Origin of the sequence: Saccharopolyspora terrae, assembly GCF_004348435.1 — a bacterium.
GTDB classification, from domain to species: Bacteria; Actinomycetota; Actinomycetes; order Mycobacteriales; family Pseudonocardiaceae; genus Saccharopolyspora; species Saccharopolyspora endophytica.
Genome location: NZ_SMKS01000010.1, coordinates 16,412 through 28,392 on the forward strand (window position 1 = coordinate 16,412; position 11,981 = coordinate 28,392).

Annotated in this window: 10 protein-coding genes; 3 read left to right on the forward strand and 7 right to left on the reverse strand. The window is 67.8% G+C overall.

Going from position 1 to position 11,981, the window contains the following annotated elements; translation table 11 throughout:
* Positions 1-127: 127 nt before the first annotated feature.
* Entirely contained in the window at positions 128-361 is a 234-nt protein-coding gene (locus tag E1181_RS32855) for an aldolase/citrate lyase family protein (RefSeq protein ID WP_408009525.1), read from the forward strand.
* On the opposite strand, the gene E1181_RS08985 is transcribed toward E1181_RS32855, so the two are convergent.
* Positions 300-1,454 (reverse strand): CoA transferase, encoded by a 1,155-nt coding sequence (locus E1181_RS08985; RefSeq protein ID WP_165944560.1) that lies wholly within the window; start codon positions 1,452-1,454, stop codon positions 300-302. The genes E1181_RS32855 and E1181_RS08985 overlap by 62 nt on opposite strands.
* Before the next feature lie 132 nt (positions 1,455-1,586).
* On the opposite strand from E1181_RS08985, the gene E1181_RS31370 reads away from it, so the two are divergent.
* Entirely contained in the window at positions 1,587-1,826 is a 240-nt protein-coding gene (locus E1181_RS31370) for a hypothetical protein (protein WP_165944561.1), read from the forward strand.
* A gap of 291 nt (positions 1,827-2,117) precedes the next feature.
* Here the strand turns inward: E1181_RS31370 and E1181_RS08990 are convergent, their stop codons facing one another.
* The 6 genes from E1181_RS08990 to E1181_RS09015 form a co-directional block, all read right to left on the reverse strand.
* Complete coding sequence (locus E1181_RS08990) at positions 2,118-3,191, reverse strand: NAD-dependent epimerase/dehydratase family protein (protein WP_132673513.1); 1,074 nt, start codon at positions 3,189-3,191, stop codon at positions 2,118-2,120.
* A 149-nt stretch (positions 3,192-3,340) separates the two neighbouring features.
* Entirely contained in the window at positions 3,341-5,380 is a 2,040-nt protein-coding gene (locus E1181_RS08995) for an arabinofuranosyltransferase (protein ID WP_165944562.1), read from the reverse strand.
* Complete coding sequence (locus E1181_RS09000; protein ID WP_132673515.1) at positions 5,377-6,279, reverse strand: glycosyltransferase family 2 protein; 903 nt, start codon at positions 6,277-6,279, stop codon at positions 5,377-5,379. The genes E1181_RS08995 and E1181_RS09000 overlap by 4 nt, the downstream gene beginning before the upstream one ends.
* Before the next feature lie 75 nt (positions 6,280-6,354).
* Positions 6,355-7,641 carry a GumC domain-containing protein gene (locus tag E1181_RS09005; RefSeq protein ID WP_132673516.1) on the reverse strand — a complete coding sequence of 429 codons (1,287 nt, stop codon included), beginning with the start codon at positions 7,639-7,641 and terminating at the stop codon, positions 6,355-6,357.
* A 144-nt stretch (positions 7,642-7,785) separates the two neighbouring features.
* On the reverse strand, positions 7,786-8,163 hold the full coding sequence (locus tag E1181_RS09010) for a DUF2304 domain-containing protein (RefSeq protein ID WP_132673517.1): 378 nt from the start codon (positions 8,161-8,163) through the stop codon (positions 7,786-7,788).
* Positions 8,164-8,165: 2 nt separating this feature from the next.
* Positions 8,166-8,852 (reverse strand): glycosyltransferase family 2 protein, encoded by a 687-nt coding sequence (locus E1181_RS09015; protein ID WP_132673518.1) that lies wholly within the window; start codon positions 8,850-8,852, stop codon positions 8,166-8,168.
* A 939-nt stretch (positions 8,853-9,791) separates the two neighbouring features.
* On the opposite strand from E1181_RS09015, the gene E1181_RS09020 reads away from it, so the two are divergent.
* Positions 9,792-11,792 carry a DUF6541 family protein gene (locus tag E1181_RS09020; RefSeq protein WP_132673519.1) on the forward strand — a complete coding sequence of 667 codons (2,001 nt, stop codon included), beginning with the start codon at positions 9,792-9,794 and terminating at the stop codon, positions 11,790-11,792.
* Positions 11,793-11,981 lie beyond the last annotated feature (189 nt).

Consider the following 11,981-nt stretch of genomic DNA (forward strand, 5'->3'; position numbering starts at 1 on the left):
TCGCGGTCCGGTCGCGGGCCACCGTCTGGCCTGCGAACGCGTTCCTCTGGATTTCGTTGGTGCCCTCGCCGACGATCACCATCGGGGCGTCGCGGAAGGAACCTGGCTCTTCGCTCCCGGGGATCGCCTGGAGCGCTTCTCGAATGCCGCGGCCGCCCGAGCCGACCTGGTCGTGCTCGACCTCGAGGACGCCGTCGCACCCATCCGCAAGGCGGAAGGCCGTCGCAACGTCGTCGACTGGTTGTCCGGCCACGACGCACCCTGCGCTGTTCGGGCGGTTTCGGCGGTCGCGAGCGCGCTCATCGTTGCACCGTCCGTGCTTCGCAGGTGGCGATCACGCCGCGGTCGGCGAGGTCGGTGAGCGCCTCCGCGTCGAGGCCGAGGGCGTCGGCGAGCACTGAGCCGGTGTGCTGCCCGACGACGGGTGCCGGTTCCGGGATGGTCCGCCGGCCGTCGACGACCAGGGGTGATCCGGGTGCGACGAGACGGCCGACCCCCGGTTGGTCCACAGTGGAGAAGAGCGGGTGCTCGCGCAGCAACCGGGCGTCATCGGCGGCCAGGTCGTTGAAGGTGCGGTACGGCGACCACAGGACGCGGGTGTCCGCGAGGGCCTCGGTCACGTGCATCGTCGGGCGCTGCTCGAACCACGCGGCGACCAGGCCTGCGAGAACGGTGCGGTGCCGGTAGCGCTCCCCTGCGTCGGAGAAGTCCGCCCCCAATGCCCTGGCCAGCGCGGACACGGCGTCTTCGAGGCCGGTGACCCGGAGCAGGTCGTGCCACTGGCGCGGGGTCAGGGCCACGATCATGAACCGGTCGCCGTCGGCGGTGGTGAAGTCGCGGCCGAACGTGCCGTAGACGTAGTTGCCGGTCGGCTCGCGCCGTAAGGACGGCTGGAGCTGCGCCTCGGCGAGGTAGCCCAGGTTGCCCGCGCCTGCGAGGGCGACGTCCTCGAGGGCGACTCGGACCTCTGATCCCTCGCCGGTGAGCATCCGCCGTCGTTCGGCGGCGAGCAGGCCGGTGGCGAGGTGGAAGCCAGCGGTGAGATCCCAGGCGGGGACCAGGCTGTTGACCGGTCCGTCGTGGTCTTCGGGCCCGGTGACGAGGGGGAAACCGTTGGCCGCCTGGACGGTGTAATCGACGGCGGTGCCGCCGTCGTGCCTTCCGGTGAGCAGCGCGTGGATGACGTCGGAGCGACGCGTCCGCAGCGCCTGGTACCCGAACTCCGGCCAGCGCTCGCTGTTGGTGACCAGGATGCCGCCCGACGAGCCGCCCGAGACCACCAGATCGGACACGAGTTCGCGGCCCTCGGGCCGGGTGAGGTCGACGGCGATCGCCTTCTTGCCCGGGTTGAGGCCGTTCCAGTAAAGGCTGACGCCTTGATCCGTGAGCGGCCAGCGGGTCCGGTCAGCCGAGTAGGGGCGGGCGGCAGTCGGGGTCGCCCGCCCCCACTGCACGGAAGAGCGCCCGGGTGCCGCGCGCCGGGAGCGCGGCAGGGTCTCGCACTTCGTTGATCTTTGTGGCGACTTGCCCGAATGGTTATCGAAACGAGCCCGTTCAGCCGAAGATCTCGTTCCATACTGCTCATCGTGATCGACCAGTTGCAGCACGTGCACGCGGAAACACGAGCCCTCCTCGACACCCTCCAGCGGCGTGTAGATCGCCTCGACGTCGGCCCAGAGTGGAACAGTTCCTTGCGACGACTTGTCCGCGAACTGGGCGACCAACTCGAACACGCCGTGAACCAAGCGCACGAGCGCGCGGATCAGGCGAAAAGGCGCGACGAGACCATGGTCCGCTTCAAAGTAAGACCACCTCGGCTGCGGTAGACCCCGAAGGCCGAAGCGCCGCGTCGCGCTGAGGTGCAGGCGGCGCGCAGCCCGGCCCGGCAGGCGGTCACCAATACCTCCACGACGATTCCGGTCTGTCGCGACCCTTCCGCGATGCGGTGCACGACGACACCCGGCCTGGGCAGGCGCTCGTACCGCTGCCGGTAGCCGTGGCGGTCCGAGACCGTGAGATCCCACCAGGTGGGTGCTCGAGTGGTCGTGGCTGGAGGCTTGCTGCATGGAGCAGGAGGTCGGGGATCATGCAGGGGGTGTTGGCGACCTTCGCGCGGATCACGGCAGGGCTTCTGCGGCGCCGTCACCATGTTTGAGGAGGTCGGTTTGCAGGCGCCGAGCTGAACCAGTCGTGGTTGGTTGGTCGTCCGCTGCCGACAGGGATGAGATCCCGGAGGTGCGCTGCTGCGGCGGCGCGACCGTCTTGGGCAGTCGTTCGACGGTGCGACGGATTCCTTCGGCGAGATCGACGCGCGGCGTCCAGCCCAGGTCTGAGCGGGCGGCCGAGGCGTCGAGCGCCGAAGCGCGGACGTCACCGAGCCGGGCGGGGCAGTGCTCGGGCTGATCGGCGGCGCCGACGGCTACCGCGATGGCCGAGTGCAGGGCGCGGTCCGTGGTTTGAATGCCGGTGCCGATGTTGTACCGACAGGCCGGACGACCGCGGAAGGCCGCGAGGACGAAAGCCTCGACGATGTCGTCGACGTAGACGTAGTCGCGGGTGTTCCCGCCATCGCCGAAGACGTAGGTGGGCGCACCCATCAGGAGGGCGTTGGCGAAGACCGCGACCACCCCGGCCTCACCGCGGTGGTCCTGCCGCGGCCCGTACGCGTTGGCCAGAGCCAGGTGCGTGCAGTCCAGACCGTGCAGCTCGTGGTAGGTGTTCAAGTAGATCTCACCCGCCAGTTTCGCGGCCCCGTACTGGGACAGGGGCCGCAACGGGGTGCCCTCGGCCGCCGGCAGCGCATCGGCGGCGCCGTAGATGGCGCCGCCGGACGAAGCGAAGACGACCTTGCGGACTCCGGCTTTGCGGGCCGCTTCGGCCACGTTGACGGTCCCGAGCACGTTGACCGTCGCATCGGCCAGCGGGGCGTGCACGCTCACCCGCACGTCGATCTGCGCCGCTAGGTGGAAGATGACGTCCGGGCGAACGTCGGCGACCACCGTGGCCAGGTCGGCGCCGGTGACGTCGAGTTCGTGCACCGTGCACCTGCCCGTTTCCTCCGCTGCGGCGAGGTTGTCCCGCCGCCCGCGGCTGAAGTTGTCGATCACGTGCACCCGATGTCCATCGCGCGTCAGCCGGTCGACCAACGTCGAGCCGATGAAACCGGCGCCCCCTGTGACGATCGTGTCCATGAGTCGAGCATCCGCCAGTGTGATGGCTTCCGCCGGGCCGAATCCACGAAGTGGTGAGAGATCTGAAGGATTCGGCCGCGCGAGATCATTCCTGATCGTGAGAGTGCTGAGGCGGGAGCAGATCTCGATCGAAACAACGTGAAGACCGATCAACGCCGGGTTATTACCGTGTAGGGACCCACGTCACGGCGGGAGAACTGTGGCGAGGCGAAGATTTCCGCGGGGAAGACGACGTCGTCGGACGCGGAGTTGTTCTGCGGAAACACGTCACGTGACAGCGTGATGTGCAAGCCGTCCGCCTGCCGGGTGAAGACGAACGCCGTCGGGGGTGCGAACCGGCTGCGGTCCAATGCGGTCAGCAACTCGTGCGGCCCCGCTGAGCGTGCCCACGAATCGATGAGGACCCGCCGTTCGTCGTAATCGGCCAAGGGATTCGCGTAGGCCTTGACCACTGTCTGGAAACCCCGGTACGGGCGGAGGGCCAGCAACTGAGTCTCGCTGGTGAGCATCACGGTGTCCCTCGGCGGTGTCCGGGTGAGTTGGTCGAGGGTCGCGAGCACCTCACCGTTCCAGGCCTCACCGTCCTCGCGATTCGGCTCGGGTGCGGCCCGGTGGCCGGTGTCGTCGTAGGTCGCGTATGCCTGTGCGAACAGGCCGGGCGTGACCGCATCCTCCAGGGCTTTCGGGATCGTCTGGCTCAACGCGAGCAAGGCCACGAGGGTCAGGGCGAACCCGGTGCGCACGATCGCCGCGTGATGCTGCTGCCAGGCGGATGCGACCCAACGGGCGAACTCCCACGCACCGAGAGCGCCCGCGCAGACCAAGCAGGTCAGCAGCACGGGTTCGGCTCGAAACGACAGGAGCGTGGTGCCGACCGACAGCGCGAGCGTCGAGCTCAGGTACCAGAGGTAGCAGCCCAGGACCAACAAGCTGAGCACCTGGGCGATCTCGCTGCGATGCCAGGACCACAGGATCCAGACCGCTCCCATCAGGCAGATGAGCCCCGCGACGGACAGCTCCATCATCGGGGTGGGCAGGAACGCCCCGGCTTTCGGCAGGAAGTGTCCGGCCGGGTTGCCTTCGTGCGGGGTCACCAACGCCCGCATCAGGTATGGCGTCCACACCAGCAGCGCCAAAGGCAGTGCGACGGAGCAGGAAACGAGGAAGCGCGACGTGGCGGTCCAGATGGGCTTCCAACCCGGAACGGGGTCTTTCGGGGACGGTTCCGCCGGTTGTTGCCGGGTCGTGCGGTAGTCGGCGATCGCAGCTGCGGCGGCCAGGGTGAGCAGGACCGCGCCGAAGAAGAAGGCCAGCAGCGTGTACACCGCAGCGCAGACACCCAAGCACAGTCCCGCGAGGATCGAGGCTCCCCACCCAGCCCTGGACCGATTTTCCCCGGAAGCCGCTCGTTGCTGCCACACGATGACCGAAATCGGCACGAGGACGGCGGCCACCACCCACGAGTACGGCTCGTACGCCGCCACCCGCAGGCCCACCAGCCCGCACAGCACCGCGAGCAGCAGGGCAACGGGGCGGCGGACCACCACGCTCCACAGCACGAAGGCCAGCACGGGCGCCACGGCCATGGTGATGATCGCCCACGGCTTGTAGGCCGCCCACGCGGGAAACCCGATCAGGTTCGCGAACCGGGCTCCCACCCAGAACCAGCCGGCCGGGTAGTACGGCGGGATCTCCGCGTAGTTCCCGTCGGACAACGCCGGGGAATCGGCGAGGCGGGTGAGGTACTGGGTGCGGAAGAACTGGTCCCCGGAGAGGCCGAAGAGGTAGAACTTGCTGCCGTGCAGGAGGAAGGCGAGCGGAAGCGTTCCGAGCGCCGACAGGCCGGCCCAGGACAGCGGCGTGGCCCATCTTGCCCATCGGCGCACGGCCACGAGACCGAGCAGAGCAGCCAGCAGCACGACGCTCGTCAGGTTCAACAGGGCATCCGCCACGTTCGATCCGGTGGGGATGGGCAACCGGGCCACGCACCACTGCAACGCCAGGCTGACGAACCCGGCCACCACGGCGCTCGCCGGCAACTGCCAGACGAGCCGGCCGAGACCTGAAACCGGCCCGGGCGCTTCGTCGGCCCCGCGGGCAGCCGGCTTCTCCTCGGCGACACCGGTGTCGATCAGCACGGCCACGCTGCCGTCGAACTGTCCGGGGAGGCGTGGGCGCGCCCCGTTCAACGAGGCCACCTGACCGGCAGGAATGCGTGCCGAGCGAGGTGCTTGATGCCGGGCCGGTGACGGTGTCTGATCGCCTGCGGCAGCACCGTCAACGCATGCAGTCGCGACGACACGTGGTTTCGGGCGGCCCGTGCCGCACGTTGCCAGCCGTGCGCGTCGAGCTCCCGGCTGATCTGCAGGAAGTAGTCCCGTTCCTCGATGAACCGGTTGCCGCTCAACGCACGCATGGATGAGTCGCTGGCGCGGTGCCGCCGGTACTGGAAGCACACATCGCGTTCCACCACCATCGTCTCGCCGGACAGCAGGAGGTCGATCACCAGGGCGAGGTCCTGCACCACGTTGAGCCCCTCGCGGAACCGGTTGTTCCGCAGCGCGTCCGATCGCCAGGCCAACGCGGGGAAGTAGAGCCAGTTGCCGCGGATCAGGCTCGTGGCGAGCTCCTCGCCGCCCATGAGCCGGGATTTCTCGACCCGGGGTCGGTAGAGCATCTGCTTGGCCTGATCGACCACGGTCCGGTACGGATTGCCGCACTCGTCGATGAGTTCGACTCCCACCTGGATGATCCCGGCCTCGGGATGAGTCCAGTGCACCTTCTTGATGGTGCTCACGTAGTTGGGAAGCATGACGTCGTCGGCGCCCATGAGCACTGCGACATCGTGTTCGATCAGGTCGACGCACTTGCGGTAGTTGCCGTTGGCACCCAGGTTCTCCGCGTTGCGCCGGTAGCAGATGCGCTCGTCGTCCAGTCCTTCGAACCAGCGGGGGACGCTGTCGTCGGGGTAGCCGTCGTCCACGACGGTGAGCCGCCAGTCGGGATCCTCCTGGGCTTGCACGCTGCGCACGGCTATCCGCAGCAAGGACGGGTCGCCGTAGTAGGGCAGCATGATGTCGATGGTCATGATCGGGTGTCCCTCCGTTGCGGCTTGGTCGGCACGAGCGTGTGATTGCCGTGGACGGGTCGTTGCGGGGTCATCTCAGCCGGGTGCCGCCGCGGCAGTGGGAGCTGCGGCGGCGCTGCGAAGGCGGACGGTCAGCGTTGCGCTCATGGCGATCACCACGACCGCAGCGCAGGTCAGCTGCGCCACGACGGCTGCCTGGACCGGGTGGATCGGCAGCATCAGCAGGAGGACCAGGGTGACGATGCTCAGCTGCCACGACACCGTGACCGCCAGGTGCGCCTGCAGCGCGACCAGCGCGGCCTGCAGGACCTGAGCGGCGATCAGCAGCAGCGTTCCCGCGCCGAGGAATCCGAGCACCGCTCCCGAGAGCGGTGCTTCGGCACCGAGCAAGGTGCGCACCGCCCACGGGCCGACGGTGCTCAGGAGAACGACCCCGAGCACGCAGACGCCTGTCGCGGCGAGCAGCACCGGTCGAACGATCCGGTACACCCTGACGGTCTCGCCGTGAGTGACCGCGGCGGAGACGGCGGGGAGGACCACCGCCTGCAGCGGCGAGAAGACGAACAGGGGAACCCTGGCGAGGATGAATCCGGCGGCGAACGCGGCCGCTGTTGCTGGGTCTGCGGTCAGTCGCGCGGTCACGACGACCGGAGCGAGGTTGGCGACGGCTTGGGCCAAGAGCGTCGCGCTCACCAGGGGAGCGAACCCGCGCACCCGAGGGGCCTCGGAACGGGAGGGGGCCGCACCCGTCACGAGATCGGCCGAAGCCGCCGCGCCTGCCCGGCGCTGGGCGTCGACACCCCGGCGCAACCAGCCGAGTGCGGCGACCGCGCCGACACCGCTGCCCAGCGCAAAGACGAACCCGTAGAGCCCCGCCGTGGCCAGCCCCGCCGTCGCGATGACGAGCGCGGGAACCAGCCGCATCAGTCCTTCCCCCGCGAGCGTCGCGGCGTAGCCCTCGAACCGCTGCATCCCACCGAGGACGCCCCGCACGAAGTAGACGGCTCCGGCCGTCACCGTGCTCAGCACGATCGCCCAGAACAGTTCGCGGTGACCGAGCAGAGAACCTTCGACGAGGAACGGGTACATCGCTCCGAGCACGAGGAAGGCGACCGCCCACAGCACCGCCCCGTGCGTCGCGGCCCGCCGGAGCACAGGGCCCGGCGGGGACCGCAGGGCGAGCGCACTGCTGGTGGCTCGATTCGTCTCTTGCTCCAGCGCGACGAACAATCCGGGCCCGATGGTGCTGACCAGTAGGTAGAACGATGACAGCGCGGCGGCGTCGGCTGGCGGCAACGTGTGCCCGCCCAGCGCGACGAAGGCGTATCCGGCGGCACCGACGAGCACCGTCCCGGCGCTCATCAGTCCGGCCGACCGCAGCCGGGATCCGGACCGAACCGATCGCGATCCCGGAGGTTCGCCGATCACACCGTCCCCTTTCCCGGTTCGCAGCGTGTTTCCGTCTCCGTGGTGCTCCGGCCGCGGGGCGCTGCCGAAGGAGCCGCATCAGGCCTCGTCTGAAGCGCGTTGACCGAGGTTGCGGCTCTTCTCCGGTGGTTCGCTCGCCCCATCGCGCAACGCGATCACGCGCACCAGCCGGGCGTACCGCACCTCGAGTTCCTTGAAGCGCAGGAAGGTGTTGATCGAGGCGAAGGCGAAGCCCGTGGCGAGTCCATAGACGAGCAGATCCGTACCTCGCCCGACCCCGAGCCAACGTGCGAGGGCTGATATGTCGTCCGGTCGGAGCACTGCGTAGACGCTGAAGGCTACGAAGGCCAGGAAGCAGAGCTTCGCCCCGGCCGCCGCCCGCGTCGAGCCGTGGTGGCGCAGGAAGAAGATCAGGGAGCAACCCACCGCGATGATCAGCAAGTACTGGATCAGCATCGCTACCGCCTCGGTCCGACTCGAAGCATGCTCTCGAAGAGGATGTTGACGCCGTTGACGACCGACTGCCCCTTCTCCCTCGAGTACTCGGTGTAAAGAATGGTCACGGGCTCTTCGGCGATCCGCCACGAATACCTGCGGACCATGCTGATGATTTCGGAGGCGTGCCCCATTCCGTTGTGCGTGATGTTCATCTGCTCGGCGACTGTTCGGTTGAAGGCGCGCAACCCGTTGTGCGCATCGGTGAGATCGAGCATTCGCAGTCGTGGGCTCAGCAGCACGACGGTGCGCAAGATGATCCGCTTCGTCAGCGGGATGCGGCGGACATTGCCGTAGAAGCGGCTCCCCAGGACGATGTCCACTTCGCCCCTCATCAGTCTGGCCAGCATCCGCTGCACGTCGACCACCTGGTGCTGGCCGTCGGCGTCGAACGTGACGAAGTACTGCGCACCGGGCTGACTTCGGGCGTATTCGATCCCGGTCTGCAGCGCGGCGCCCTGACCGAGGTTGACTGAGTGCTGAACGAGGTGGGCTCCGGCGCGCCTGACGCACTCCGCCGAATCGTCCTTGCTCCCGTCGTCGACGCAGACGATGTTCGGGAAGGTCTGCAAGGCGTCTCGGACGATGTCCTCGACGACTTGTCCCTCGTTGTAAACGGGCACGACAAGCCACGTGTCGTCGTAAGCCACGTCTTCTCCTCATCGTAGCGCGCGCCGAAACCGGGGTTCGATCGGAACAATTCGGCACCCGGAAGTGGGTTCCTGGTGATGCGAATCCAGTTGCCTTTGCCAGCGATGGAACAGACGATCAGGCGCCGCCTTCCTGCCGTTTCCCCTCGCGCATGTGATCAACGGCGCCGACTACGTGACCGAGGCTGGCACAGTCGACAAGGCACGGCAAAAGCGAAACTGTCTTGTATTTACTGGTGATCGATCTTTTCAGCAGGATCATTCCCGGGCCAGCTCGATCGCGTGCACGAGGGCGCACGAGGATGCCGAGTCGGCTTCCGCGCGGGCCCCGGACTTGAGACGTTCAACCGCTCAGGGAATTGCCGTCGCGGACGAGCGGATCATCGCATGCCGCACCCGTTCTGGTGATTTTCCATCATCACCGGAGCCCCTTAGTCCTCCTGGCAATAGGCTCGGAAAGGCAAGTGCGCACAAGGGGGGCGAACACAATATGACGACAGATATTCTACTGCCATCATATCGCCAGTTGCCTTGGCTGCAGTCCGCAGTGCGTAGCGTGCGGCGACAAGACGACCCGGGCTGGAAACTCGCGGTAGTTGATGAGGGTTTTCCCGATGGGTGAATAGCGCGGTGGTTCGACGCTCTCGGCGATGGCAGGGGTGCAGATCGGAAGGATTCGGAAAGCCTGGAACTTCCGTAAACTACCGGCGATGCTTGACCTGCGTCGACCACTAGCTCATCACCTTGATGGGACACGAGCGTCCGGCTGGTATGTGAGAACGGTGAACGCCACACTATCTCGGTTGGCAGAAGCGATCTGCGCGGTGGCGCGCGAAGGCCGGCCCCAGGTTCGAGTACGCGAAAGGCGCTCATGGTGAAAGTCGTCTACCTCAGTCAGTGGTGGCTGCCCCCAGTCGTTCTGAAGGCCGAGGTTTCGCGGTGACCGGACTGGCGAGCGTGAGCTGGTTGGCCGCGACTCCCGCAGTTCTGGCGGCCGCCGTCACGCTCGTTCTCGCCGGGGTGCCCGCCTGCTACGCGCTGGGATTGCGCGGGATTGCTGCATGGGGAACAGCGCCGCTCGTACCGCCCGCCGTCATCGCCACTGCGGCTGTGGTGACCGCCCCGCTGAACGTCCGCTGGTCTCCCTCGGCCGCGGCTGCTGCTCTCGCCGCGTTCACGATCTTGGTGCTGCTCGGCTCCTGGCTGTGGGCCTGGACGGGTCGTGGGTCGGATCGCCCGGTGTCCGATCCAGCGCGGACCCGGCTCGCTGCGGGCATCGGTGTGCTGGTCGCGGTGGTGATCGGTTCGGTCGTCCTGGTTCGCGGTTTCGGCGCACCGGACGTGGTGTCGTGGACCTGGGACACGACGTTCCACTACAGCGCCCTGGCGCAGATCCTGGATTCGGGCGACGCGTCCTCGCTGAGCTTGGGTGCTCTGGGAGACCCCCGCGCCGAGTCGGGGTTCTACCCGGCGGCTTGGTTCGACATCGCCTCGGTCGTGATCATGAGCACGGGTGCTCCGCTCCACGTGGCGGCGAACGCCACGGCGGGCACGATCGCCGTGCTCGTCTGGCCGTTGAGCTGCCTCTTCCTGGCACGGCAAGTATTCGGTCGCGCTCCGGTTCCACTGCTGCTCACCAGCGGTCTGGCCCTGGCCTTCGGGTCCTTTCCCTGGGGGTTGTTCTACTGGGGGGCGTTGTGGCCCTACTCGCTGGGACAAGCGCTGGTCCCGGTCGGACTTGGCCTCGTGCTCTCGCTGACCGGTCTCGCGGTATCGGACTCGGTCGGTCGTGGCAGAGCGGCAGTTCTGCTGCCCGTCCTCCTCCTGGCGCTGGGGTTGGCGCATACCGGCGCTCTGTTCGGGCTCGCTGTGCTGGCCGTCTTTCCCGTGGGGTGGGTGCTGGCGGAATGGGCTCGCGGCGCGCACCGCACGGGCCGCACCGTTCGCGCCGTGCTCACGCTGCTCGGCGTGTTGGTAGCGGCTTCGGCGGCGTTCGTCGCCGTCAGCTCGACAGCCACCGTCCAAGACATGGCGGAGACCAACTGGCCGCCGTCCGGCACCGCGTCGGCCGCGGTGGGCGAATTCTTGCTCAACGGGACGAACGGCGCTCGAGCCCTGTGGGCGCTCTCGGCGGTCATCGTGATCGGTGCCGTATCGGTCTGGCGCGCCCGCAGCGCCAGGTGGATCGTCGCCGCGCATCTCGGCATCGGGCTGCTGTACGTCATGACGGCGGGCGTCCAGTCCTCGACGACCAAATTGCTGACCGCGTTCTGGTTCAACGACTCCCATCGATTCGCGGCGATGCTGCCCACGACGGGGGCGTTGCTCGCCACCTTCGGAATCGTCGCGCTGGCGACGTCGCTCCAGGAATGGGCGGAGCGCCGAGCCTGGTTCCGCGAGCCCCGCCTGCACCGGCTGGCCACCGTCGGCTCGGTCGTGCTGGTCGTGCTCGTGCTGCTCGGCCTGACCAAGGGGCTGTACCAGGGCCGCAACGCGCTGACCCTGCAACACCTGCATCGGCCGAGCGCGGACCTCGCCTTCAAATTCGACTTCTACCAGCGGGTCAAGAACCGGATCCCGGAAGACGCGGTGGTGGCGAACAACCCAGAAGACGCCAGTCCCTTCCTGTGGTCGATGTTCCACCGGCAAGTGTTGTTCCCGCACATCAACGGCTCTGGCAACCCGAACCAGCAGTTCCTGGCGGACCACTTGCACGAGGCCATGACGAACCCGCGCGTGTGCCAGGTCGCGGGAGAGCTCAACGTGCGCTTCCTGCTCATCGATCCGGTCCCGACCACCCGGCGGATCTACCGGGGCCTGGAGGATCCGGTGCGACGGCCCGGCTTCGAACTCGTCGAGTCCAACGGCTTGATGAAGCTGTACAAGATCTCCGCCTGCGACCCGGACGGGGCGCCTAACATGCCCCATGCCGGTCGGTGAGGCGGTTCAGGTCGCGTTTTCCGAGCCCGCATGGCGCCGGCCCTGGAGCGGTCCGGCGCCCAGCACATCGCCAGCAGGCAGAACACCCAGCGCGCAGCCGAGTCCCCGGCCACTCGCCATGCGAGACAGACACGCGCAAGGGCGTGCTACGTCAGCCAACTCCGGAAAAAGCGGTGTCCCCGGTGTTGT

What these genes read in the sequence shown, in the direction of transcription:
- E1181_RS08990 (WP_132673513.1), bottom strand. Translation starts at nt 3,191, where the DNA reads ATGGACACGATCGTCACAGGGGGCGCCGGTTTCATCGGCTCGACGTTG.
- E1181_RS09000 (WP_132673515.1), bottom strand. Translation starts at nt 6,279, where the DNA reads ATGACCATCGACATCATGCTGCCCTACTACGGCGACCCGTCCTTGCTG.
- E1181_RS09005 (WP_132673516.1), bottom strand. Translation starts at nt 7,641, where the DNA reads ATGAGCGCCGGGACGGTGCTCGTCGGTGCCGCCGGATACGCCTTCGTC.
- E1181_RS09010 (WP_132673517.1), bottom strand. Translation starts at nt 8,163, where the DNA reads ATGCTGATCCAGTACTTGCTGATCATCGCGGTGGGTTGCTCCCTGATC.